This window comes from Yoonia maritima (assembly GCF_003003285.1).
Taxonomy (GTDB): Bacteria; Pseudomonadota; Alphaproteobacteria; order Rhodobacterales; family Rhodobacteraceae; genus Yoonia; species Yoonia maritima.
This window is the reverse complement of the sequence record NZ_PVTP01000004.1, coordinates 344,481-370,632: the sequence shown is the minus strand read 5'-3', so window position 1 is coordinate 370,632 and position 26,152 is coordinate 344,481. Positions and strand designations below refer to the sequence as shown.

General features: G+C 54.6%; 21 protein-coding genes. 6 read left to right on the top strand and 15 right to left on the bottom strand.

Translation table 11 applies throughout. The features are described from left to right. The first annotated feature begins 31 nt into the window (after positions 1-31). The gene (ilvC, locus tag CLV80_RS08435) at positions 32-1,054 is read left to right on the top strand and encodes a ketol-acid reductoisomerase (protein ID WP_106356881.1); all 1,023 of its coding nucleotides are present in this window, start codon (positions 32-34) and stop codon (positions 1,052-1,054) included. 51 nt (positions 1,055-1,105) lie between these two features. Here ilvC and CLV80_RS08430 read toward each other — a convergent pair whose 3' ends face one another. Together CLV80_RS08430 and CLV80_RS08425 are read right to left on the bottom strand one after the other, a co-directional pair. Further along, on the bottom strand, positions 1,106-2,512 hold the full coding sequence (locus tag CLV80_RS08430; protein WP_106356879.1) for an aldehyde dehydrogenase family protein: 1,407 nt from the start codon (positions 2,510-2,512) through the stop codon (positions 1,106-1,108). A gap of 47 nt (positions 2,513-2,559) precedes the next feature. Continuing rightward, complete coding sequence (locus tag CLV80_RS08425) at positions 2,560-3,240, bottom strand: ArsR/SmtB family transcription factor (protein WP_106356876.1); 681 nt, start codon at positions 3,238-3,240, stop codon at positions 2,560-2,562. A 70-nt stretch (positions 3,241-3,310) separates the two neighbouring features. On the opposite strand from CLV80_RS08425, the gene CLV80_RS08420 reads away from it, so the two are divergent. The 3 genes from CLV80_RS08420 to CLV80_RS08410 are packed head-to-tail and all read left to right on the top strand — an operon-like array spanning position 3,311 to position 4,899. Then, positions 3,311-3,634 carry an NIPSNAP family protein gene (locus CLV80_RS08420; RefSeq protein ID WP_106356874.1) on the top strand — a complete coding sequence of 108 codons (324 nt, stop codon included), beginning with the start codon at positions 3,311-3,313 and terminating at the stop codon, positions 3,632-3,634. Continuing rightward, positions 3,631-3,975, top strand: a complete 345-nt coding sequence (locus CLV80_RS08415; protein WP_106356872.1) for an antibiotic biosynthesis monooxygenase family protein — start codon at positions 3,631-3,633, stop codon at positions 3,973-3,975. The genes CLV80_RS08420 and CLV80_RS08415 overlap by 4 nt, the downstream gene beginning before the upstream one ends. A gap of 12 nt (positions 3,976-3,987) precedes the next feature. After that, entirely contained in the window at positions 3,988-4,899 is a 912-nt protein-coding gene (locus CLV80_RS08410) for a DMT family transporter (RefSeq protein ID WP_106356870.1), read from the top strand. A gap of 193 nt (positions 4,900-5,092) precedes the next feature. On the opposite strand, the gene glmM is transcribed toward CLV80_RS08410, so the two are convergent. The 8 genes from glmM to CLV80_RS08370 form a co-directional block, all read right to left on the bottom strand. Then, positions 5,093-6,436 (bottom strand): phosphoglucosamine mutase, encoded by a 1,344-nt coding sequence (gene glmM / locus CLV80_RS08405; RefSeq protein ID WP_106356868.1) that lies wholly within the window; start codon positions 6,434-6,436, stop codon positions 5,093-5,095. A 2-nt stretch (positions 6,437-6,438) separates the two neighbouring features. Continuing rightward, complete coding sequence (gene folP, locus CLV80_RS08400) at positions 6,439-7,446, bottom strand: dihydropteroate synthase (protein WP_106356866.1); 1,008 nt, start codon at positions 7,444-7,446, stop codon at positions 6,439-6,441. Further along, positions 7,443-8,360, bottom strand: a complete 918-nt coding sequence (locus tag CLV80_RS08395; protein ID WP_106356864.1) for a dihydroneopterin aldolase — start codon at positions 8,358-8,360, stop codon at positions 7,443-7,445. The genes folP and CLV80_RS08395 overlap by 4 nt, the downstream gene beginning before the upstream one ends. A 98-nt stretch (positions 8,361-8,458) precedes the next feature. Continuing rightward, positions 8,459-9,127, bottom strand: coding sequence for a cell wall hydrolase (locus CLV80_RS08390; RefSeq protein ID WP_106356862.1), 669 nt, complete (start codon positions 9,125-9,127; stop codon positions 8,459-8,461). A gap of 189 nt (positions 9,128-9,316) precedes the next feature. After that, a complete protein-coding gene (locus tag CLV80_RS08385; protein WP_106356860.1) occupies positions 9,317-11,857 on the bottom strand; it encodes a putative PEP-binding protein in 2,541 nt (846 codons plus the stop codon). 88 nt (positions 11,858-11,945) lie between these two features. Then, a complete protein-coding gene (glyS, locus tag CLV80_RS08380) occupies positions 11,946-14,213 on the bottom strand; it encodes a glycine--tRNA ligase subunit beta (RefSeq protein ID WP_106356858.1) in 2,268 nt (755 codons plus the stop codon). Continuing rightward, positions 14,213-14,743 (bottom strand): DUF6446 family protein, encoded by a 531-nt coding sequence (locus tag CLV80_RS08375; protein WP_106356856.1) that lies wholly within the window; start codon positions 14,741-14,743, stop codon positions 14,213-14,215. Before CLV80_RS08375 ends, glyS begins: the two co-directional genes overlap by 1 nt. Beyond that, the gene (locus CLV80_RS08370; RefSeq protein WP_106356854.1) at positions 14,743-15,663 is read right to left on the bottom strand and encodes a glycine--tRNA ligase subunit alpha; all 921 of its coding nucleotides are present in this window, start codon (positions 15,661-15,663) and stop codon (positions 14,743-14,745) included. Before CLV80_RS08370 ends, CLV80_RS08375 begins: the two co-directional genes overlap by 1 nt. A gap of 177 nt (positions 15,664-15,840) precedes the next feature. Between CLV80_RS08370 and CLV80_RS08365 the strand changes: the two genes are divergently transcribed. After that, positions 15,841-17,571 carry a serine protease gene (locus tag CLV80_RS08365; RefSeq protein ID WP_106356852.1) on the top strand — a complete coding sequence of 577 codons (1,731 nt, stop codon included), beginning with the start codon at positions 15,841-15,843 and terminating at the stop codon, positions 17,569-17,571. Here the strand turns inward: CLV80_RS08365 and CLV80_RS08360 are convergent, their stop codons facing one another. The 5 genes from CLV80_RS08360 to CLV80_RS08340 form a co-directional block, all read right to left on the bottom strand. Next, on the bottom strand, positions 17,572-19,020 hold the full coding sequence (locus tag CLV80_RS08360; RefSeq protein WP_106356850.1) for a TrkH family potassium uptake protein: 1,449 nt from the start codon (positions 19,018-19,020) through the stop codon (positions 17,572-17,574). 49 nt (positions 19,021-19,069) lie between these two features. After that, entirely contained in the window at positions 19,070-19,756 is a 687-nt protein-coding gene (locus CLV80_RS08355; RefSeq protein WP_106356848.1) for a D-lyxose/D-mannose family sugar isomerase, read from the bottom strand. 61 nt (positions 19,757-19,817) lie between these two features. After that, positions 19,818-20,582 carry a gamma-glutamyl-gamma-aminobutyrate hydrolase family protein gene (locus CLV80_RS08350; protein ID WP_106356846.1) on the bottom strand — a complete coding sequence of 255 codons (765 nt, stop codon included), beginning with the start codon at positions 20,580-20,582 and terminating at the stop codon, positions 19,818-19,820. 182 nt (positions 20,583-20,764) lie between these two features. Next, positions 20,765-21,193 carry a GlcG/HbpS family heme-binding protein gene (locus tag CLV80_RS08345; RefSeq protein ID WP_106356844.1) on the bottom strand — a complete coding sequence of 143 codons (429 nt, stop codon included), beginning with the start codon at positions 21,191-21,193 and terminating at the stop codon, positions 20,765-20,767. A 39-nt stretch (positions 21,194-21,232) separates the two neighbouring features. Beyond that, on the bottom strand, positions 21,233-23,359 hold the full coding sequence (locus tag CLV80_RS08340) for a malate synthase G (protein WP_106356842.1): 2,127 nt from the start codon (positions 23,357-23,359) through the stop codon (positions 21,233-21,235). 224 nt (positions 23,360-23,583) lie between these two features. On the opposite strand from CLV80_RS08340, the gene pepN reads away from it, so the two are divergent. After that, complete coding sequence (gene pepN, locus CLV80_RS08335; RefSeq protein WP_106356840.1) at positions 23,584-26,136, top strand: aminopeptidase N; 2,553 nt, start codon at positions 23,584-23,586, stop codon at positions 26,134-26,136. Positions 26,137-26,152 lie beyond the last annotated feature (16 nt).

Here is a 26,152-nt window from a genome sequence, read left to right as displayed (position 1 = left end):
CATCAGAGATAACCCAATAAGGAATGCGAACATGCGCGTTTATTACGATCGCGATTGCGATGTTAACCTGATCAAAGACAAAAAAGTTGCTATTCTTGGCTATGGTTCACAAGGTCACGCGCATGCGCTGAACCTGCGTGATTCTGGCGCGAAGAACCTTGTTGTTGCGCTGCGTGAAGGTTCTCCTTCACAAGCCAAAGCTGAAGGCGAAGGCCTGAAGGTTATGGGCATCGCAGAAGCTGCTGCTTGGTGTGATGTGATCATGTTCACAATGCCCGACGAACTGCAGGCAGAAACATACAAAAAATACGTCCACGACAACATCAAGCCAGGTGCAGCAATCGCATTCGCACACGGCCTGAACGTGCACTTTGGCTTGATCGAGCCAAAAGAAGGCGTTGACGTGATCATGATGGCACCAAAAGGCCCAGGTCACACTGTTCGCGGCGAATACACCAAAGGTGGCGGCGTGCCTTGCCTGATCGCTGTCGACACTGACGCGTCTGGCAAAGCCCACGAAATCGGCCTGTCATACTGTTCTGCAATCGGTGGCGGTCGTTCCGGCATCATCGAAACCAACTTCCGTCAGGAATGCGAAACTGACCTGTTCGGCGAACAAGCCGTTCTGTGTGGCGGTATCGTTGAACTGATCCGTTGTGGCTTTGAAACACTGGTCGAAGCTGGTTACGAGCCTGAAATGGCCTACTTTGAGTGCCTGCACGAAACCAAGCTGATCGTTGACCTGATCTATGAAGGCGGCATCGCGAACATGGATTACTCCATCTCGAACACTGCTGAATACGGTCAGTACGTTTCTGGCCCACGCATCCTGCCATATGAGCAGACGAAGAAAGCGATGAAAGAAACGCTTGCTGACATTCAGTCTGGCAAATTCGTGCGTGACTTCATGCTGGAAAACGCTGTTGGTCAGCCAACAATCAAAGCGTCCCGTCGTGCAAACGACGAGCACCAGATCGAACAGGTTGGTGCAAAGCTGCGCGCAATGATGCCTTGGATCTCCGAAGGCAAAATGGTCGACAAAGCAAAGAACTAAGCCTGCTTAGTTCACGTGATTGGGGCTGGCGGAAACGCCAGCCCTTTTTCGTTAGCGCCCCACAAAGCGAAGCAGAAACTTAGACAGTTTCTCAACGCGTGACGTGTAGGGCGGAAAGATCATAGGCAAGGCAATAAATCTGTTTTGCAGTACGGGCCGAAGGTGGCTAAACGCATCGAACCCAGCCTTGCCATGCGCGGCGCCCATCCCAGAATTCCCGACTCCACCAAAAGGAAGGTTCGGATGAATGACCGGTAGAATCGTAAGATTCACACCAACGCTACCCGATGTTGTACCATTGGTCACACGATCCGCCGTTTCGGCATCTCCAAAAACATAAAGCGCGAGCGGGTGCGGTGCGTCATTGATCTGCCCGATAACATCCGACAGATCGCTATATTTGATGAGCGGAAGCACCGGTCCGAAAATCTCTTCTCGTGAGATTTCCATATCAGGCTGAGTGTCTAGCAAGATCGTGGGCGAAATTTTTCGACTGGCTTCGTCGGAGGTCCCGATGGCACGCGTTGCACCTTTGCCTTCGGCGTCAGCGATCAGGCCAGTCAGTCGCGCCCAATGACGCGGGTTTATTATCTTGGCCAGCGCAGGGGATTGCGTGGGATCAGTGCCGTACATCTTTGTAATCCGTGCACGCAAAGCATCGGCAAGCGCGTCATGGATGCTTTCGTGAACGTAAACGTGGTCTGGCGCGACACAGGTTTGGCCCGCATTGATGAAACGCCCCCATGCGATCCACTTGGCAGCCTTGTGAACGTTGGCTTCTGGCCCGACGACGACAGGGGATTTGCCACCCAACTCAAGCGTAACACTGGCAAGTGTCTTGGCCGCTGCTGCCATCACGATTTTGCCGACCGCCGGACTGCCGGTAAAGAAGATATGGTCGAACGGCTGTTCTAATAGCGCGTTCGCAACGTCAGGACCGCCCTGCACCACCGCAACCAAATCAGGTTCAAAAGCTTCAGCGATAACATCAGCAATCACAGCCGAGGTCGCAGGCGTCATTTCCGACGGTTTGATAACGGCGGAACAACCGGCGGCAAGCGCCGAAACAAGCGGCCCAAGCGCCAACATGAACGGAAAGTTCCAAGGCGCGATAATCAAGGAAGTACCTTTGGGTGTCGGCTGTATCCGACCCGATGTTCCGAACATCGTAAGGCCTGGCATCACGCGCTTGGGGCGCATCCAGCGCCGAAGATGGCGCAGCGCATCCCCGATCTCTTGGTAGATCGGTACGATTTCGGTCAGGCGCACCTCAACCGGATGTTTCCCGAAGTCAGCACCAATCGCCTCAATGATCGCACCTTCACGCGCAATGATCGCCTGCTTCAAACGCAACAGCGCATCGCGGCGTGCGCTGAAATCAAAACTAACGCGACGGTCCGGCACAAGTGCTGCCTGCGCGTCAAAAATCTCTGCGGGGTCTGTGGGTTGTTCTGTCATGTTGATAGCTTCGCGATAGATCGCCCCTATTCAAGATAAACGCAGCGTCAGCCAGTTTCCGGGAACGCCACCTGAAATGCAGAAGCGCCTGCCTGACTAAACAATAGCGCACGGCTTTTATCGTCGCGTTTCACCCAACCGGATTGTTCCATTTTGGTTAAGATCGCCCGGCCAAGCGACCCGGCAAGATGCGTGCGACGTTCGCTCCAGTCCAAACAACTGCGGCACAATGGCGCGCGCTGTTGGGATAACGCATCAAGGTCAACGCCAAACTGTGCGATAAATTCTTGGCCACTAGCCGTCAAAATCGGCGCATCGGGATCATCACGCATGTAGCCACGCAAAATCAAACTAGAAAACATTTGAACGCCCATTTGGCCTGCTAGGTGATTATAGCACACACGTACCTGTCGCAGCGCGGCATCCTTTGGTCCCGTACGCGTACGCAGCTCTCCGCCTGCCAGTCCCATCAGCCCTTCGAGGGCGACAGCAACATCTCCATGAGCGAGCGCAAAATATTTGTGCCTGCCTTGCTTGCGCGATTGCACCAACCCACCGTCGAATAGTTTCGCCAAATGCCCGCTTGCTGTTTGCGCGGTGACCCCTGCCTCGGCGGCGAGTTCCGTTGCAGTCAGCGCCTTACCGGTCATCAGCGCCGTCAGCATGTTCGCGCGGGCTGGATCACCGATCAATGCGGCAACACGGGATATGTCGGGACCTTCCTTCATACTTCGATATTAGCCGAAGCATTCGCGCAAATCTACCTGCTATGCTAACCCGTACAACAAAGGAGCCCAAATGCTGACCTGCATCATTCGATACCAAATGGACCCAACCAAGAAATCGCAATTCGAAACATATGCCCGCAACTGGGGCCAAGCCATCCCGCGCAACGGCGCTGACCTTATTGGTTATTACGCCCCGCACGAGGGATCGACCACCTTGGCATATGGCATCTACAACATCCCATCGCTTGCCGCCTACGAAACCTATCGCGAGCACCTAAGTGCAGATCCGCTGGGACGCGAAAACTATGAATTCGCGCAAAAGGAAAAGTTTATCCTTCGCGAAGATCGCACCGTTCTAAGGATTGCTTCGTCACCGCATGGGGCCGCGCAATGATTGCCGTTATATTTGAGGTAACCCCCGCCAAAGGCCAACACGATACATATCTTGATCATGCAGCGCAGCTTCGGCCGATCCTAGCACAGGTTCCCGGCTTCATCTCCGTTGAGCGCTTTCAAAGCCTAACTGACCCGAGCAAGCTGCTGTCCCTATCTTTCTTTACCGACGAAGACGCCGTTAAGCAGTGGCGTAACACGATGGAACACCGCGGGTCGCAAGCAGTGGGCCGTGACGGTGTGTTTAGCGATTATCGTATTCGTATTGCAGAAGTTTCTCGTGACTACGGGTTGCATGATCGTGCGCAGGCGCCCACTGATAGCAGAGAAATTCACGAATAGCGGACGCGCGCGATGACAACCCAACCAAGCCTGTCTAATTGGCTATCGATCCTCGCGCTTGGATTAATCTGGGGCGGGACGTTTATGGTCGTTGCCATCGCGCTCGAAGGATACGGACCGCTAACCGTTGCCTGCGCGCGGACCAGCTTGGGCGCTGTGGCACTGCTGGGGCTGATGCGCGTGATGCGTCGGCCGCTGCCCGTCTTTACACGTACTATGGTGAAATACCTGCTGGTTATCGGGCTGTTGAATACTGCGGTGCCTTTTGCGCTGCTTAGCTGGGGGCAGCAATATGTGCCCTCGGCCTTTGCCGGAATTTCGATGGCGGTACTGCCGTTGTTCGTTCTGCCGTTGGCCCATGTGTTCACGGATGAGAAAATGAACCTGCGCAACGGACTGGGTGTGACGCTGGGATTCATTGGCGCGCTCGTCCTGATCGGCCCCGGCGTTTTACGGATCGGCACCGGGATGGAACCTTTGGGACAAATCGCCTGCATCCTTGCGGCGCTATCTTACGCGATATCCGCTATTATGACGCAACGCTGCCCACCCATAGATCCGATCACAATGGCCGCATTGTTTCTGGTTGTGGGCGCCTGCGCGTTGATTCCTGCGATGCTAATCTTCGAAGGTGTCCCACAAGCCACCGATCATCGAACGGTCATCGCTATTGTATTACTTGGCTTTGTCCCCACCGCGCTTGCTGCGCTGATCCGGGTTTTGATCATCCGATCTGCGGGCGCGATTTTCATGACATTGGTGAATTATCAGGTGCCTGTCTGGTCAATGATTTTCGGGGCTGTCATTCTCAGTGAAGATTTACCACTCCGTTTCTTCACAGCACTTGCACTTATCCTGAGCGGACTGCTGATAAGCCAGTGGAATGCTTTCAGGAAACTTTTGCGTTCAAATGCATCGCCATAATCACATTGCGCCAGAGCGTTACACTGGAACCAGACACCAAAGCGCAACCTACCAGCCCATTTGAAGCCGCCTTGATGAAGGAAACAAAGGCTTATAGCCGCAAAACACCCATATGAGACGCAAATGCCAATTGGGCAGCCCGCCATCCGCACTCGCCTGTCAACAAGCTCCCCATGAGTAATCGATATAGCGCTTAAACGGCTGTCTCAACCTCAGCGACGATACCATCGACAACCTGTGCCAGCAGCGTATCATCTTCGCATTCCGCCATGACCCGGATCAACGGCTCTGTCCCGGACTTACGGATGAGCAGCCGACCTTTACCAATCAGTTTGTCCTCGGCATCTGCGATTACCTTTTGGACAGACGCTGCCGCCAAAGGATCTTGGCCTGCGGCATAGCGGACGTTTTTTAAGAGCTGAGGAACCGTTTCAAATGACGTGGTCAATGCGCTGGCGTTTTGCCCCGTTTCAATCATCGCTGACAAAAACTGAAGTCCCGCAAGCAGGCCATCACCCGTCGTGGCATAGTCCGTCATGACAATATGCCCGGACTGTTCCCCACCAAGGTTCCAACCATTCGCGCGCATCGCCTCGACCACATACCGGTCACCGACGGCTGTACGTTCCAGCCGCAGTCCCCGTCCGTCAAGATAGCGCTCTAAGCCTAGGTTTGACATTACTGTCGCGACAAGCGTCCCGCCGTTTAAGCGATCTTGATCCGCCCAACGCGCCGCCATAAGCGCCATAAGCTGATCGCCATCTGCAACCTGCCCATTTTCGTCAATGATCATCACGCGGTCAGCGTCACCGTCAAGGCAAATGCCGACGTCGGCACCAGTCTCAAGTATCTTGGCCGCAGCCGTCCCTGTGCTGGTCGACCCGCAGTTTTCGTTGATGTTCAGCCCATTCGGGCTAACGCCCACTGGAATAACTTCAGCACCAAGTTCCCAAAGTACCTCTGGGGCGACACGATGGGCGGCGCCATTGGCGCAATCGATCACCACCTTCAAACCATCTAAGCGCATACCATGTGGGAATGTAGATTTAATACGCTCAGCATAGCGGAACCGCCCATCATCAACGCGCTTTGCCCGACCGATGTTTTGCGACTGTGCCGGTTCGATTTCACTTTCGATCAGCGTTTCTATGTCGGTTTCCGCGTCGTCTGAAAGCTTGAACCCATCGGGACCGAAAAACTTAATGCCATTATCATGGTGCGGATTATGGCTGGCCGAAATCATAATCCCAACGTCAGCACGCATAGATGTCGTCAGCAAGCCAACAGCGGGTGTTGGCACAGGACCAAGCAACAGCACGTTCATTCCAGTGCTTGTCAAACCCGCAGTCAATGCGTTTTCAAACATATAGCCAGATAGCCGCGTATCTTTCCCAATCACAACGCGGTGTCCGTTCGATCCATCATTGCGGAAATACCGGCCTGCCGCTGCCCCAATTTTCAAAGCCATGTCAGCGGTCATCGGATATATGTTAGCCTTGCCGCGCACACCATCTGTGCCAAAGAACTTACGTGCCATGATTATACTGCCTTATTTATTGCCCATTCCAGGTCGAGCGCCTGTTTGGTTTCGAATGTATCGTGGACCCGCAAAAGTTGCACCCCCTGTCGTGCGCCATGCAACGCAACGGCAACCGAACCTGCCACACGATCAGTGGCTGATACACCACCGCCTAACGTGCCGATGAACTTTTTCCGAGACGCACCCAGCAAAATCGGACAGCCCAATGCGTGAAACAGCGAAAGTCCACGCAACAGTGCTAGATTATGGTCTAGCGACTTACCAAAACCGATACCGGGATCAACAACGATACTATGCCTAGCAATACCAGCCGCTTCGGCAGTGCAAACCCGCTGTTCTAGATAATCGTACACATCAAGCAATACATCGTCATATTGCGGATCGTCTTGCATTGTCGCCGGATCACCCTGCGCATGCATGAGGCACACAGGAAGACCAGAACGCGCGGTGACATCAGCAAGATCGGCATCGTAGCTAAGTGCGGCCACATCGTTTACGAGGTTCGCCCCTGCTTCAATAGCTGCCTTTGCGACGGCTGCTTTGCGTGTATCAATCGATATAGGAATTGTACTGACTGCACGGATCGCGGCGATAACAGGTGCGGTACGTGCAATTTCATCGTCGACACTCACGGTCTCCGCACCCGGTCGTGTGCTTTCACCGCCAATATCAATGATCGCAGCACCGGCATCAGCCATCGCCAGCGCGTGACGCACAGCGTCATCTTGCCCAATGAACATGCCACCGTCAGAAAAACTATCAGGCGTTACATTTAAGATCCCCATAACCCGCGGGGCGTCCATGGCCATACCCGCAATCACGGCACGCGGCGCAGAAATCCGATCAACAACATCTGCGGGTAAAGTATCCACACTAACGAGCCGGTCTTCGCATCCACGTTGCCGAACAATTGCCCGGTCGAACCAACATGCCCCACCCGCGATGAAATGTGCCGCAGCGCTTCTATGTCCGCCCATACGCGCTATCGGCTGATAATATACAGTCATGACAGTGCCTGTTGCGTGCCATCCATTACACATACGGGCACCGATGATGCCGGCGCTTCAGCACCGATTACTAACAGCTCGGTCGCGGTCATTTCTTGCGCGAACCAAGCGGCCAGTTCAACGGCAGCGCGTGGGCTTGCAGATGGACCATCGACCGCATCCAAAACAATTTTTGATGGTGCCCAGACACAAATTTGCTCGTTCTTCATCGCCCAGTCTAGCTCTGTTCGGGTCCCAACGACCATGCATCGGCGGTCGCGACTGGCAAGCAGCCAAGCGTTCTGTTCAATCGCAAGCAAATCGATGCGGCGCTGCGCAAGCGCATTGCTAGACTGTGGTGCCGCAACATCTGCTTGCCCAACACAGATAATCAGCGGCTCATCACGATCAGCAAGCTGATCAACCCACCCGCCAAAATGCGGCGATGCCATTGCTTCGTTAGATAAGTATACAACGCGCGGATGCGGCGCTTCGACATGGGTTTGTCCTGCACCCGAAACGCCATCACGCGCGCGTACAATTTCAACACCCAATGAAAACGGGCCCCGGTCCAGCTTTTCGATACGTACAAACACGCGTTCCGCTTGGGGTTCTAGCAAAATACGTTCTGCAACGCGCGCAGCGAGGGTCTCAAGCAAGTTGATCCGCTCTGCCTCTAGCTCCGTACCGATCGCTTCGGTCACTTTATCATATGAAAGGATGCGGTCGACATCGTCGTCTATCACGCCAAGCGGCGAAACTTCGACAACGACGTTGAAACGGACCCGTTGCAAATGCCCACGCTCTTGCTGAAACGCACCTATTTCCACTTCGACAACATAGTCGCGCAAGGAAATTCTGTCACACGGGGTTTGACTGCTTGCCTCTGCCCGTTCACTTGGGTGCGCAAAGGCAAGGCGAATATCATCGGTCATGGGCCGTCCACTCAATCGAGGTAAATCCCGGCCCAGATACAGGGCCACGACCATTCCGACAAGCGCCACCCACGACGCCCTCAGTCACACATGCGACTTTATTTAGAAGCGGTGCGAACCGGCTGGCGGTAAAAGTAGTGCGACCCAATAGAGGCCGTACGCGGAAAGCGTTGTGCCCATGATGGGTTCACAGCTTTGGTATGGTAGTGCGTAGCGCCACCTGTCAGCACACGCGGCGCACCATCAATCAAGATGCGTGCCACTTTGCCAACGCGCGCCCATGCGCGTGGTTCCGCGATAACTTCGGCACGGCCATCACAGGTGTATGTGAACTGGCAAGCAAAACGACGACCAGTCCCTTGATTGATCACAGCGCACAGGCTGTCAGGGTAGGAATTACTGTCAACGCGGTTCAGGATCACTTCGCCAACAGCAAACAAGCCTTCAACGCTTTCGCCGCGCGCCTCAAAATACAAAGCTTCTGATAGGCATTCCCATTGATCACCACCCGTGGCAGCAGGCTGTGTCGCAAGGTATTCGCGATTGTAGATTTCGCCGGTTTGCGTGTCGACGCCACGTTCATCAGCAGGGGGTAAGCTAGTCAAAAGGTTTAAGCGGCTATCAGGGACCACCGCGAGCGCTTCACGCTCTTGCCCTAAAATCGCACCGAGGCGACTTGCCATCAATTCGTCAGCGACTGCGGTCGATGCGCCAAACGAAACGGATGCCGCGATAACTGCGGCCAAAACTGATTTAAAAAACGTCATCTTTTCCCACCCAGGAAACTACGCGGAACAGCCCCACGCAGGCGCTGGTGTCTTTAGGGGAAAGAAACGCATCCGTCTACCCTAACGTCACCGAGCGCCCAAAAGACGCCACGGCACAGCGATAGTCTGCGCATTACAAGGTAATATCAGGACATTTGGACAGGGAATGCAACAATAATATGTTGCTAACTACGATTTTATCTTACTTGCAATTGCAAGCTGCGCCGCAGTGAGTCGCGCAACAGGCACGCGAAACGGCGAACAAGAAACGTAATCAAATTTATGTTCACGGCAAAATGCAATCGCGGTTCGACTGCCAGCGTGTTCGCCACAGATCGAAAGAATCACATCTTTTCGTCCCATCCGCCCGCGCTCTGCACCTAGCGCGACAAGTTCACCAACGCCCTCAACATCCAAGGTGTGGAACGGATCTTCGGCATAGACGCCCTGCTGCACGTAGGCCGACATAAAGCGCCCCGCGTCATCACGCGACAGCCCGTAGGTCATCTGTGTAAGGTCGTTCGTGCCGAATGACAGAAACTCTGCATGTCCGGCGATGTCTTGTGCACGCAACGCAGCACGCGGCGTTTCAACCATCACGCCCAAACGGTAATTCAACGCTGTTTTGCTTTTCGCACGCACAGCATTCGCGACACCATCGACCCGGGTTTTCACCAGCTCGACTTCGCGCATCGCGCTGACCAGCGGGATCATAATCTCGACCGAGATATCAACGCCAGCCTTACCGACAGCGACCATCGCGTCAAAAATTGCGCGTGCCTGCATATCGTAGATTTCTGGGATCGCGATCCCGAGCCTAACACCGCGCATGCCAAGCATGGGGTTGTATTCGGTCAACGCATTCACGCGTTCTGTCACCTCTGGCACCGGCAGGGCCAGTTGTTCGGCCAAATCGCGCAAGCCCGCCTTATCGGAGGGTAGGAATTCATGCAGCGGCGGGTCAAACAGACGGACGCAAACGTTCTTGCCCGCCATAATGGTAAAGAGCGCCTCGAAATCGTCGCGTTGCATGGGCAGCAACCGATCCAAGACGGCACGGCGATCATCTGACCCTTCGGCAAAGATCATTTCGCGCATGACGCCCAGCCGGTCACCCTCAAAGAACATATGCTCCGTCCGGCATAGACCAATACCTTCGGCTGCAAAATTACGAGCGGCTTGGGCGTCAGCAGGAGTGTCCGCATTCGCGCGTACACCAATATCACGATAATCATCGGCCCACTCCAGAAGAGTCTGAAACGCCCCATCAAGCGCGGCCTCATGCATTGGGGCTTCGCCCGCCAGGATCTGCCCCGTAGTGCCGTCAACCGTAATCACATCGCCCGCAGTGAATTTGCGACCGTCAGGGCCGCTAATCACGCCTTTTTTGCGATCAATCGACAGATCAGAGGCACCAACAACGCACGGCAATCCCAATCCGCGGCCAATCACAGCAGCATGGCTCGTGACACCGCCACGCATGGTTAAAACGGCTTGGGCTGCGTGCATACCGCGAATGTCTTCCGGAGTCGTTTCGCGGCGCACCAATACGCATGGCTCGCCTCTGGCTGCACTTGCTTGGGCCTCGGCAGCGGTCAATACGATACGACCAGCAGACGCCCCCGGGCTTGCAGCAATACCACGTACAATCAGATCACGCTTTGCGCGCGGATCGACCTGACGGTGCAACAATTCAGACAACGCAGCAGGTTCAACCCGCATCACGGCTTCTTCACGCGGAATGATACCATCGTTGGCAAGCGCCACGGCAATACGCACAGTCGCACGCGATGAACGTTGTACGCGTATAGCATCCAAAATACGCAACACACCATGTTCAATCGTGAACTTGATCTGCATTTCTTCGCGCAATTTTTTACGTGCCAGGTCACCGAAGACAAGCAGTTGCGCAAACACATCAGGGCATCGTTCTTCAAGCGACGGACCACGGTCGTCCCGGTTCAAATACATCGCACCTTCGGCATCACGAATAGTTTCGCGACCTTGGCTTTGACTGAGGTAACGCCCGACGATTTTCGGCAGCCCCGAAGTCGCATCGACAAATTCAATCACGCCAGAACCGCATTCACCCTGCCCCACGCCCATCGCCATCGCCTGAACGACAAGGCCAAGGCCAGCATCAACAGGCGCACCTTTGGCTTGCCGCAGCAAACGGGCGGTCGTGCCGTCCCATGCGCGGGCCATCGAGCGCAATACCTCGGCCAACTGCACGCTGGCATCTTGTGGAAACGGTTCGTCTGTTTCGAATTCGTAAGTGTCCAGCATTGCCTTCAGGCTGTCGGCATCTGCGACATCTGGCAAAAAGAACTCATCAGGATCAAGCCGGGCAACATGAACCGCATAAGACTGAACAAACCGCAGATAGATCGCGGTCGCAGCTTCAACACCAATATCCGCACTTAAACGCGCATGGCGGGCATCGTTCATACCAACATTCAACACCGCGCTAGGCCCGCCCCAATCGGGGTCAAGGCTGGACGGACGGACAGATAAAAACGGCTGTTCGCCAAACGGGGCCAGCAGCGCATTCATGTCAGGCATGTACCCCTGCGCAATACTACGTACCGTGTCAAACGACAGCGCAACAGTCATCGGGACCGGCATATCCAACCGCACCAAACGCTGTAAGCATTTCGCCCGGCCACCATGGACACCGGCCGACATTGCTGCGGTCGGTGTAATCAAGGTCAAAGGCTGTATATCGGTCATATGCTGCACTGCGGCGTCACCTTATTCTGTGAGTGCAGCATAGGGGGTTACCCCCCTATTTAGCAAAGAAAACTTGAAGCTTTTGCAACTAGCCTTCGATTTTGGTCAAATCGGCAACAGACAGACAGATATTCCGGATGCGTGACAATAGGTTAAGCCGATTACGACGTAGAATCTCGCTATCGGCGTTAACTTGCACATCGGTGAAAAATGCATCAATCGGCCCACGAAGTGCTGCCATAGCGGTCATCGCGGTGCTGAAATCCTCGTTTTTCATCGCTGGAGCGATCTTTGCATCTGCAGCATCAAGGGCAGAAAACAGCGCTTTTTCAGCGTCATCTTCGGCAAATTTAATGTCCGCACCGTATGAATATTCAACGCCGTCTTTTTCTTCGGCTTGGGTCAGAATGTTATTGGCGCGCTTGAACCCCTGAATCAGGTTTTCACCGTCATCCGTGGCCAATGTCGCAGCCAGTGCCTCTGCCCGTTTGACCAAAAGCGTCAGATCATCATTCCCCGGCATCGCAATGCACGCGTCGATGATATCGTGACGGATACCCTTGTCTTTGAGGAAGACTTTCAGGCGGTCGTGGAGGAACGAGAGGAGGTCGTTGGTTAGTTCGCCCAATTCAGGCAAACGCAACTTACCTTCGTCGTCAAAGGCTAGCTCTCCGTTTTCGAAAAGCCGACGAACTTCAACCATTGAAAATGGCTCTTCAACGACTTCATCCCCCGAAATTACAGTCATAGCGGGATGCCAGCGTGTCATTCCTTCGCCAGCGTCCTGCAATTCAAACAATTTCCATGAACCGCCCATCCAGCGCGCGTGACGAACGAGCTGCTCTGAGAGGTGGTCGACGGCGCTAAGTGTTACTGAGTTCTCTAGCACCAAGCGAATTACCCCCAACGCAGCACGGCGCAGCGCAAACGGGTCTTTCGAACCTGTCGGCTTTTCGTCAATCGCCCAGAACCCGGTCAGCGTGTCGATCTTATCGGCCAGAGCCACGGCGACAGACACAGGCGCAGTTGGCACATCGTCTGATGGCCCCAGTGGTGAGTAGTGTTCTTGGCAGGCTGCTGGCACGCCGTCGTCGTGACCTGCTGCTTCGGCGTAATAGCGCCCCATAAGCCCCTGTAATTCAGGGAACTCATAGACCATTTCAGACGATAGGTCGGCCTTACAAATCCGCGCGGCCTCGGCAGCCAGATCAGGCTTTGCACCAACGGCAGGTGCAATCTCGCGTGCTAATGCCTCGATCCGTTTGATCCGGTCAGCCTGCGACCCCAATTTGTTGTGGAATGTCACATCGGCAAGGCTTGCACCCATCCCTTCTAGACCAACGGTCTTAACCGTGCGCAGATCGTTTTCCCAAAAGAACTTTGCATCGGCCAAACGCGCCGACAGCACCTTTTGGTTCCCCGCCAGAATGGTTGCGCCGTTGTCGGCGGTTTCCATGTTGGCGACGGTCACGAAACGCTCAATCCGGTTGGATTTGGGGTTACGGACGGAAAAGAACTTTTGGTGTTCTTTCATGGATGTTTGCAGCACCTCTGGCGGCAGGCCAAGGAAATCATCATCGATCTTGCCCAGCAACACGACGGGCCATTCGACCAGCCCTGCGACCTCGGCCAGTAGACCGCGATCTTCGACGACCTCTAGACCCAATGCAAAGGCTTGATTGGTGGCTTCATGCCAGATCATCTCGGCGCGTTCATCGGCGCGTAGGATGACGTGGGCGCGTTTCAGCTTTGCCTCGTAATCATCGAAACCTGTGACTGTAATTGTATCAGGTGCAAGGAAACGGTGCCCGCGTGTGGTGTTACTAGATGTGATCCCATCAACGTCCAGCGGCACGACCTGCGCGCCAGCCTCGTCTGATGTGATGCACAGAATAGAATGCAGCGGACGCACCCATTTCAACGGGCCGTCACCCCAGCGCATGGATTTCGGCCATGGGAAGTTACGGATCGCACCTTCAAGCACTTCTGCAATGATGTCCGCAGCCAAGCGGCCCGGCTTTTCAATCACGGCAAAGTAAACTTGGCCCTTCTTGTCGTCGCGGACCTCTAGGTCATCGCGGGTGACACCAGCACCACGCAAGAACCCTTCGATGGCTTTGTCAGGCGCACCTACTTTGGGGCCTTTGCGTTCTTCGCGGGTGGCTTGGCTTTCCGCTGTCAGCCCTTCGACGGACAGCGCCAGACGGCGTGGCGTCGAAAACGCAGCTGCGCCCGAATAGGTCAATCCAGCCTCGACCAGACCATCCGTCACCAGTTTTTTCAGATCATCGCTGGCGCGTTTTTGCATCCGCGCAGGGATTTCTTCGGAGAAAAGTTCAATCAGAAGATCAGGCATCAGTTCTGGCTTTCGGGTACAGGTGGGCAGGTGTCAGGGGCCGGATTGCCATCAAAGACGACCTCGCCACAGGCGTTGATTTGGTGCCACGCATAGGCGCGGCCATCGGGGTAAACCGCAACAATGCGGTCGATCCCATAGTGGATGTTTTCGGTGCCAAGAAACGCAATCGCATCGCCGTGTTCAAGGTCAGCACCGATCTGTTCTGCGTCGAAGCAGTCAAACCAACTTGGTGCGACGCGTGGTTCGGCATCGTCCTTGATCACGTAGGTTTCTGTTAGCATTGCTTGGCTAAGAACAGTCGTGAAACACGCCCGATAGCGGATTGGGCTGCTGTCGGAATCGATGCCATCAAAGCTGTCAAAGATGATCGGCTCGGCCTCGCCCGTAACAACAGACGTCAATTCAACACGCGCATTATCGCCCGCCACTGGTGTGTAGTAGGCGTAAACCTGAAGGTAATAAAGCGCGATACCTGCGATCAAAGCTGACACAACGATCCCCACAATTGCGATACGGTTCCAAGGCATTATGCCGCTGCCCCGCCTGCTTCGGTTTGGACGAACGCATCAGCACATTGCTTTGCCAGCGCCCGCACACGTCCGATATAGGCTTGGCGTTCGGTGACCGAAATCACGCCGCGCGCGTCGAGCAGGTTAAACAGGTGTGATGCTTTGATGCATTGATCATAGGCGGGGTGCGCCATGATGATGCGCTTACCGGTTTTTGGATCCTCGGCTGGTTGTTCCAAAATGCGCTGGCATTCGGCCTCGGCGTCTTTGAAGTGCTGCAGCAAGATGTCCGTGTCGGCGATGTCAAAGTTCCAGCGCGCGTATTCTTCTTCGGTTTGTTTGAATACATCGCGGTAAGTCAGCGGGCTGGGGGATTGTGGGTCGTTGAATGGCATATCCATCACGTGATCCACGCCCAGAACATACATCGCCAGACGCTCCAGGCCATATGTCAGCTCACCCGAGACGGGTTTACAGTCATGGCCACCAACCTGCTGGAAATAGGTAAACTGGGATACTTCCATCCCATCGCACCAAACTTCCCAACCAAGGCCCCAAGCACCCAATGTTGGGCTTTCCCAGTCGTCCTCGACAAAGCGGATGTCGTGCAGGGATGCATCAATGCCGATGGCTTTCAATGAACCAAGATAGAGTTCCTGCAAATCCGGCGGGCTTGGTTTGATCAAAACCTGATATTGATAATAATGCTGAAGGCGGTTCGGGTTCTCACCATAGCGGCCATCTGTTGGGCGACGCGACGGCTGCACATAGGCAGCAGCCCATGATTTCGAACCCAGCGCACGCAGGGTTGTGGCCGGGTGGAACGTACCTGCCCCGACCTCCATGTCATAGGGTTGCAAAATGGCACAGCCCTTGCTGGCCCAATAGTTCTGAAGCCGCAGGATAATTTCCTGAAAACTGCGTGGTTTGTCTGCCATGATGACCCTCGTCTACGATTAAGCGTTCAATAGGCTGCTGCGCCCAAAGGGTCAATTGGGCAACGGGTTGCGATATAATGTTTGAATTTTGCGTGAATTGTCCATGCGGCCCTTGCGTCCCATCAATGCAAGGGTCAGTCATACCCCTACGATAATACGAAGATCTTTGGGGTGGAAATGATCAAGGTACTTGCGGCGTTTTTATTTTTGGGCGTTTCAGCTGTTTCGGCAACAGCACAAGACACTTTCTGGGTTCAAATTGAGGCACGAAAAACTCTGACCGGGGCGCAAGACCGCGCACGCGAATACGCAGGGACAATTGATTCAGTCCACGGGTATTATTTGGGTGACGGTTTCTACGGCATCTTTATCGGCCCATATTCAGAAGCCAGTGCCGAGACAGCACTAGGTACTTTGCTTGGGCTAGGTGTGATCCCAAGCGACAGCTTTGTTAAAAACGGCCGTTTTTTCCAACAGCAATTTTGGCCCATTGGGGGACGCGCGGCATCCTCTGTGCAACTGCCGCAGGCCACATCAGAAACCCCTGTTTCAGCAAACATATCGGACGCAGCCCCATTATCAGATGAAACCCCAGCGCAGGCACGCGCATCAGAATCCGAATTAGACCGCCCTGCACGCGAAAATTTACAAACGGCATTGAAGTGGGCGGGGTTTTACAGCGCTGCAATTGACGGATCTTTTGGTCGCGGCACGCGGAGCGCGATGCAAGCATGGCAAGTGGCCAACAACCAAGACCCCTCTGGCATTTTAACCACCCGTCAGCGCGAGATGCTGTTTGACCAGTATAATAGCGTCCTAGAAGGCACACGTATGCGGCTGGTTCGTGACGATGCGTCTGGCATTCAGATGCAAATCCCCACCGGTCTTGTTGCCTTCACCGAATATAAGCCGCCATTCGTACGGTTCGACCCAAGTGCCGACGTACCAGAAGCCCAAGTGCTGTTCATTTCCCAACAAGGTGATGCCGGACGCCTAAAGGGCCTATATGAAATCATGCAAATTCTGGACATTGTCCCCACGACTGGATCACGCAACCTGACAAATTCGAGCTTCGAGATCGAAGGGATAAGTGACGATCTCCATTCTTACACAAGTGTTTCGCTGGAAGGCACTGACATCAAAGGGTTTACCCTTGTTTGGCCGGCCGGAGACGAAGCGCGCCGGGAACGGGTGCTCGACATTATGAAATCAAGCTTTTCTCGGCTTGATGGTGTCCTGGACCCTGCAATTGCCCCCCCGAATGAAGATCAGGCCATCGACATGGTCGCGGGCCTTGCCGTACGTCAGCCCCGTATGTCGAGATCAGGGTTTTTTGTTTCAAATAACGGCATTGTCGCAACCACCCCCGAGGCAATCGAGAGCTGTGAACGCATCACGCTGGACCGTGAATATGAAGCAGAGCCAATCATGACAAATACAAACCTTGGTATCGCTTTGTTACGCCCCGTAGAAAGCATTTCACCCTTGAATGTCGCAGCGTTTGAAACCCGTACGCCACGCCTTCAAGACCAGATCGTCGTAGGCGGCTATCCCTATAACGGCGTGCTAAGCGCCCCGACACTGACATATGGGCAGGTTGTTGATATCCGCAATCTGTCCGGTGATGATCGGATAGGACGGCTTTCGATCCTTCCCCAGCCAAGCGATGCAGGCGGCCCAGTCTTTGACAAATTCGGTGCCGTGATAGGCATGCTATTGCCGCGAATTGATGACAAAGCGCAGGTCCTACCACCAGAAGTTAACTTTTCTTTGGACGCGGGACAGATCACTGCCACGCTGGAAAGCAACGGGATCACCGCGACACGTAGCGAAGATGCGCAGGAAATGTCGCCTGTGGCAATGACACGCCGCGCGGCTGATATCACTGTGCTGGTTAGCTGCTGGTAACTAGGTCTTCCAGAACTTCACGGTAAGAATGGTCAGCACGACCATAATCTCAAGACGACCAATAAACATCGCCATGGATAAAATCCATTTTGCACTATCGTTGATATGCGCAAAGTTTCCGGCTGGGCCAATTTCAGGCCCAAGACCGGGACCGATGTTTGCAATGGCAGTTGCCGCTCCAGACACCGATGTGATGAAATCAAGACCGGTCATCCCTAACAGGACAGCCGTCACCCCAAGCAACAGCACGAATGCGACAAAGAACGCCATAACAGAACTCATAACATCTTCGCTAATCGTACGCCCTTCAAAGTGTGGCGTGAAAATACCATGTGGTGAATGGATCTGACGCACCTGCGCTTTGATCGATGCGAATAGAATTTGATAGCGGAATATCTTAACCGAACAAGCCGTGGATCCGGCACAGCCCCCCACCAATCCAACAAAAAAGAAAATCACCACAGGGAACGTCCCCCAAGTCATATAGTCCGCGCTTGAATAACCTGTTCCAGACATGACGGACACGACGTTGAATAGCGCTTCACGAAAGGCGAGTTCAGTAAACTCGCCTTCCCGCCCCCACACCCATGATGTGATCAGCAGAACACATATACTGATGACTGACAAAAAGACGCGAATTTGGCTGTCGTGTAAAATCGGCTTTGCGGTTCCGCTGACAAGCTGCACAAACCGCACAAATGGAAGGGCAGCAAGGACCATGAACACGGTCCCGATATAGTGCGCCGCCGCGCCGAAACTGCCGAAAGAGCTGTCATAGTTCGCCATTCCGCCGGTAGATACAGTCGTCATCGCATGCACCAACGCATCAAACGCGTTCATTCCCGCCGCGCTATAGGCCAGCGTACAAGCCACTGTTAGACCGATATAAATCACTGAAATGCTGCTGGCGATTTGCCCCGCACGCGGCAGAATTTTCCCCATTGTGTCAAATGCTTCAGATCGAAAAATCTGCATCCCACCAACGCGAAGTTCAGGCAAGAACACCATCGCAACCACAATGATCCCAACGCCACCCAACCACTGCAAAGTCGCACGCCAAAGCTTGATACCCTCGGGCAGCGCATCCAAACCTTCGAATGTGGTCGATCCTGTGGTTGTCAGCCCAGACATTGCCTCGAAAAAAGCATCGGTAAAGCTGGCGTTTGGGGCGCCCAGCATCAACGGCAACGCACCAAACACAGGCAAAGTCAGCCATACGAGCGACGTCAATAGAAAGGTCTGGCGCAACGATAGCCCCTGACCAACCCCATTCGAGCAGGCCATCGCCATCAATCCACCCGTTAGAATGGTGATAACTGCGCTTTCGAAAAAGACCGGCCAGTGTCCGTTTTGCGCCAAGACATCGGCGAACAATGAAACCAGCATTGTCGCGCCAAGCGCGGCAACAAGAAGACCAACTACATATCCAACAGGGCGTAAATCAAGCATGTGGCAGCGTTGAACCGACTGCGCACTGGTGTCAAGAATGCGCGATCATTTACGACAGCCAAGCCTTATAGTCGCTGACCAATAGATGGGTTGGCGCAACATCTTCTTCGATTTCTGCAAAGCGACCTATTGGTTCACGAAAGATATTGTCAGTCTCGTCGTCGTTAACGGTCGAAACTTCGCCAATCAACACATCGCCACCCTCGCCCCAAAATGCATGCCAATCGCCGGGCATCAACGTGACGCTTTCACCGGGGGCAAAGCTGATTTTTTCACCCGGTGCATAGTCGCGGCGAATACCGTCACAGAACACTGTCCCACCTTTTGTTTCGTCAAAGTTTCCGTCAGCATCAGAACCAAACAGTTCGATCACCAGCGTTGCACCGCCACGGTTAATGATGTCTTCGGCTTTGATGACGTGTGTGTGCATTGGTGACAGCTGATCCTGCTTAGAAATCAATAGCTTCTCCGCATAACACATGCCGCCGCCACGCTGCAGATCAGCCAAACGTCCGTTGCGCAAGGTGAATAGGAACAATCCCATTTCGTCATAGCGGCCAGCGCCGTAGTCCGTGATGTCCCAGCCATTGCGCGCCTCGATTACAGCTTTGGCGTCACCTGCGCGTGCTTTAAATTCTTCGGGTGTCCAATAGGCCCAAGGCGGCAAAGTGAACCCATACGAACGGATCATATCATCCGCTTCCGCCATAATATCGTTGATACGAGACCGTTTCATGCTCACCCCCTAAAACGTTTACGGAATTGATGCCGAAAATCGTCTTGCGGCACAAGACCGCTTAAGCGCTTTTGCGCATTCCACGCGTAGCCCAATCGCGACAAGCGTTGCCGAACGCTTCGAACAAGGGGCGCGATACGGGATCGTCGCTCGCGTTCCATTCCGGATGCCACTGCACCGACATCGTAAAGCCGGGGGCGTCAGCGATATAGATCGCTTCTGGCGTGCCATCGGGTGCGTGACCGTCAATGACGACGCGCTGACCAGCCGTTTTGATACCCTGACCGTGTAGCGTGTTGGTCATGACCTCCTGCGCGCCCATCAACGCATGAAACGGCCCGTCCTTCGTGAACGTCACTTTGTGGCGCAGTGCGAATTTCTCTTCGAGTGTGCCATCAGGGGGCATGCGGTGGTTATCGCGCCCCGGCAGATCGCGGATTTCAGGGTATAGCGTTCCGCCCATGGCGACGTTCACCTCTTGAAAGCCACGGCAAATTCCTAAAATCGGCTGGCCGCGCATCACACAAGCCCGGATCAATGGCAAAGCAATCCCATCACGCTCGCGATCAAACGCGCCATGCGCATCGGTTGCTGGTTCGCCGTATTCTTCGGGATGCACGTTTGGACGGCCGCCCGTAAACAAAAAGCCATCACAACGATCCATGAGCGACTGAACACAAATCGTCCCTGCCCCCGTGGGCACAATCAACGGCAACCCATTTGAAACTTCGGCAACCGCATGGACGTTCATCGCCCCAGCAGCAAAAGCCGGATATTCGTCGTTAATAAGATGACTATTACCAATGATACCAATGACTGGCTTCATACCATTTTGTCCTTTTGTATGCCCCTTGTTACCGCCTAACGAGACCAAACAAAAGATGTCGCAACCGCACAGGCAGCTGGTCCCAAACGCACAGCACATCCAAAGGGCAGCAGGCCCCAAAAACGATGAAAGCCGCGCCTTTATATAAAAGCGCGGCCTCAATACTTAGCAGTGTCGCTTAGTTATGCTTCGCCGGTTAGCCCTGCACCCTCAAGGCCTGCCATCGCAGCAATCACATCGTTGTCGGATGTGTCACCTGTCACGCCAACAGCGCCAATAACTGCGCCACGCTTGTCATGCACCAGAACGCCGCCGGGAACAGGAACAACCTGCCCACCGTAAACGCCGTTCACGGCAGCCATGAAATAGGCCTGCTGCTCTGCACGTGCCATCTGCGCGGTGCCCGCCATGCCTAGCATGATTGCACCATAGGCTTTACCATGGGCGATACCGAAACGGCCCGGTGCTGCGCCATCAGCGCGTTCAAACGCTTTCACATGCCCGCCTGCATCTAGGACAACAACAGAAAGTGGTTTGAAACCCATTTCGTCGCCCTTGGCCATTGCCTTCCGAATAATCGTACGTGCTTTGCTCGCTGAAATCTCTGCCATCTGTCGTCTCCTGGTAGGGTGGATTTTAATCCACCCGCATTAATGGTTGCGCTGCGCTTTGAGTTCCAGACGACGCTGGTGCAGCACGGGTTCGGTATAGCCTGATGGCTGGATACGGCCTTTGAATACCAGATCGCAGGCCGCCTGAAAGGCGATACCATCGAAATTTGGTGCCATCGGGCGATAAGCCGGGTCATTCGCGTTCTGGCCATCCACAACAGCGGCCATCTTGCGCATCGCATCCATGACTTGCGCCTCAGACACAACTTCATGGTGCAGCCAGTTGGCAAGCGCTTGGCTAGAGATCCGACAGGTCGCGCGGTCTTCCATCAGACCAACATCGTGGATGTCAGGCACTTTGGAACAGCCGACCCCCTGATCGATCCAGCGCACAACATATCCAAGAATACCCTGTGCGTTGTTTTCGACCTCGAGCGTGATCACGTCATCGGACCAATTCGGGTTTGTTGCGACCGGGATGCTTAGCAGGTCGTCAAGCGTGCCGCGCGCACCGCCGGCCTTAATCTCATCCTGACGGGCAATCACGTCGATGGCATGGTAATGCGTCGCGTGCAGTGTCGCAGCTGTTGGTGACGGCACCCAGGCGCAGTTCGCACCAGACATCGGGTGCCCAACCTTAGCGACCAACATATCGGCCATCTTGTCGGGCATCGCCCACATCCCTTTGCCGATCTGCGCCTTGCCCTGCAAACCGCAAGCCAAACCGATATCGACGTTCCGATCCTCGTAGGATTTGATCCAAGCGCTGTCTTTCATTTCGCCCTTTGGGATCATCGGACCAGCTTCCATGCTGGTGTGAATTTCATCGCCCGTGCGATCAAGGAAACCTGTATTGATAAAGGCCACACGCGATTTCGCCACGCGGATACATTCCTTAAGGTTCACCGACGTGCGGCGTTCTTCGTCCATGATACCCAGCTTTACTGTGTTCGCAGGCAGGCCCAGCGCAGCTTCGACGCGATCAAAGATTTCGCAAGCAAAGCTGACTTCTTCGGGGCCGTGCATCTTGGGCTTCACAACATAGACAGAGCCATGAAGTGAGTTGCCACCGTCACGCTGCAAATCATGCATCGCGATCAATGTGGTGCACATCGCGTCCATTAGGCCTTCGCCGACTTCTTCGCCATCCGCATCCAAAATCGCGGGGTTAGTCATCAGGTGACCCACGTTACGAACCAGCATCAGCGACCGGCCTTTATGTACCCGTGCTGAACCATCTGGCGCAGTGTAGGTCACATCTGGGTTCAGTTTGCGGGTAAAGGTTTTGCCGCCCTTGCTGACCTCTTCTTCTAGGTCGCCGCGCATCAGGCCAAGCCAGTTGGTATAGGCGACGACCTTATCTTCTGCATCCACTGCGGCGACCGAGTCTTCGCAATCCATGATCGTCGACAATGCTGATTCCAAGACAATATCAGAAATGCCAGCGACATCTGTCGCGCCAATCGTGCTAGATGCGTCAACTACGATCTTGATCAGCAATCCGTTCGCGCGCAGGAAAACCTCTGCATCGGCGTTATGACCTGCGAACTGGCTTGGGTCTTTCAACGTTGGCGTTAGGACACCACCGGAAACACTCACGCCTGCAATATTGGCCCATGAACCCTCCGCGAGCGGCGCTACCTTATCCAAATGCGCCCGTCCCCACGCGATGACCCGTGCCCCGCGTTCAGCATCATAGCCCTTACCTGCTGGCAAGTCGCCCAGCGCATCTGTGCCATAAAGCGCATCATAAAGGCTGCCCCAACGCGCATTGGCCGCGTTCAATGCAAAACGTGCATTTGTGATGGGCACAACCAGCTGCGGGCCTGGCACTGTCGCGATTTCGGGATCAACACTGGCAGTTTCAATGGCGAATTCTGGGCCTTCGGGAACCAGATACCCTAGTTCTTGCAAAAATGCTTGATAGGCGACCGCGTCGTGCGGCTTGCCGCGGTTCGCAACGTGCCAGTCATCGACGGCGGCTTGGATGTTTTCCCGCTTTTGCAGCAGGTCACGGCCACGTGGGCCCATTTCGGTGACAAGATCAGCAAAGCCTTTCCAAAACGCATCAGCACTTACGCCTGCTCCGACAAGCGCCTTTTCATCAATAAATTGCGCAAGTTCAGTTGCGACCTGCAATCCGTGCTTCTCGACCCGTTCTGTCATGACATCTCCCCTTTTGCTCAGCCAGCCAGTGGCGACAACGTTGCATATTCCGATAGGGTTAGAACAGAAGTTTCCGATAGGCAACAAACGCGGTAATGTTTTTTTACCAATTCTTCGCACATACCAGCAGCACCTATTCCAAACACAAGGCAATCGCGATCCAACGCCGGTTGCAGCGGGTCGGACACAGGCATAACGTTTGCACAAAGAACAAGGAAATCCCCATGCAAACCGCTGCACCGCAAAAGATATACCTCAAAGACTACACCCCGCCTGCCTATCTGGTGGACAGCGTCGAATTGACCTTCAAGCTCGCGCCAACGACGACACGCGTCTTGTCCCGCATCGCGTTTCGCCCAAACCCAGATGCGCAGTCGCGCGACTTCTTTTTGCACGGTGAACAGCTCAAGCTAATCTCAGCGTCCATCGACGGCGTGTCGATCACCCCAGAGGTCACCGCGACCGGGCTGACGCACACTGTGCCCAATGCGCCATTTGTGTTCGAGGCGGAGGTCGAAATCAGCCCAGCAACCAACACCGCGCTCGAAGGCCTTTATATGTCAAACGGCATGTACTGCACCCAGTGCGAGGCCGAAGGGTTCCGTAAGATCACGTATTACCCAGACCGCCCTGACGTCATGTCGGTCTTTACCGTCCGCATCGAAAGCGACCTGCCCGTGCTACTGTCCAACGGCAACCCGGCGGCCAAGGGCGACGGTTGGGCCGAATGGCATGATCCATGGCCCAAACCGGCCTATCTGTTTGCACTTGTCGGTGGCGATCTTGTGAACCACCCCGACCGTTTCACAACCATGTCCGGCAAAGACGTGGAGCTGAACATCTGGGTTCGCCCCGGTGACGACGAACAAAAATGTGCCTTCGGGATGGAGGCGCTAAAAAAGTCGATGAAATGGGATGAAGACGTTTACGGTCGCGAATACGACTTGGATATCTTCAACATCGTTGCCGTTGATGACTTCAACATGGGGGCGATGGAAAACAAGGGCTTGAATATTTTCAACTCTTCCGCAGTTTTGGCCAGCCCGGAAACATCAACCGATGCGAACTTTGAACGGATCGAGGCAATCATCGCGCATGAGTATTTCCACAACTGGACCGGCAACCGGATTACCTGCCGCGATTGGTTCCAGCTCTGCCTAAAAGAAGGGCTAACAGTTTTCCGCGATCAGCAATTCACCGGTGATATGCGTAGCCACGCAGTGAAACGGATCGACGATGTCGTTGTTCTGCGTGCGCATCAGTTCCGCGAAGATAACGGCCCGCTTGCCCACCCAGTGCGGCCAGAAAGCTTTGTCGAGATCAACAACTTCTACACCGTGACTGTCTATGAAAAAGGCGCCGAGATTATCGGCATGCTCAAACGGCTAGTTGGTGATGAAGGGTACAAGAACGCCCTCGATCTTTACTTTGACCGTCACGATGGCGATGCCGCCACGATCGAAGATTGGCTACAGGTGTTTGAAGACGCAACAGGCCGCGACCTGAGTCAGTTTGCGAAGTGGTATTCGCAAGCCGGGACACCGCGTGTTTCTGTCACTGACAGCTATGCAGATGGCACGTATTCGTTGACGCTATCACAGCAAACGCCAGCCACACCGGACCAAGATAAAAAGACGCCGATGGTCATCCCTGTCGCCGTGGGCCTTTTGAACGATAACGGTGACGAAATCGTTCCGACACGCATCTTGGAACTGACCGAAGCAACGCAAACCTTCACTTTCGATGGATTGGCCAGCAAACCAGTTCCGTCGATCTTGCGCGGGTTTTCCGCCCCTGTCATCCTAGAACACGACCAAACCAACGCCGAACGCGCGTTCTTGTTGGCACATGATACAGACCCATTTAACCGATGGGACGCAGGCCGGACACTGGCCCAAGACGTTCTGCTTCAAATGGTTCGCGAAGACGCGACACCCGATACGGCCTACTTAGACGGGTTACTGGCGCTGCTGCGTGACGACAACCTTGATCCGGCCTTCCGTGCATTGGCACTGTCACTGCCAAGCCAAGACGACACAGCACAGGCGCTTGTCGATGCAGGAGAAACACCGGACCCAACGGCGATCTATCGCGCCCATGAGGCGCTGACGTTGCACATCGCACAACACCTGCAAGACACCCTGCCCCGCATCTATGCGGATATGACGGTCACTGGCCCTTACGCGCCCGACGCTGTTTCCGCCGGCAAACGGTCACTTGGAAACCGTATGCTTTCGCTCATGTCGAAACTGGACGGTGGCAAACAAGCCTCGCAACAATATGCAACTGCCGACAACATGACACAGCAACTCGCGGCGCTGGCATCATTGTTGAAAATCGGGAAAGGCGCGGATGAACTGGCGGCGTTTGAACAACGGTGGCATCATGATCGTCTGGTTATGGACAAGTGGTTTGGCCTGCAGGTCAGCTGCGCCGCGCCCGAAGATGCAGCGAAAGTCGCAGCCAAACTGACCGAGCACTCAGCATTCACCATGAAGAACCCCAACCGGTTCCGTGCTGTGTTTGGTGCGCTCAAAGGCAACACAGCGGGTTTCCATGATCCATCAGGCGCCTCTTATGATCTGCTGGCAGACTGGCTTATCAAGCTTGATGCGCTGAACCCACAAACAACAGCACGGATGAGCACATCATTTGACACATGGAAACGCTATGACGCGGATCGTCAGACCAAGATGAAGGCAGCCCTACAGCGGATCGACAAAACACCGAACCTGTCGCGTGACACCACCGAAATGGTGACGCGTATCTTGGGCTAGTAAATCAAGCTGTTAG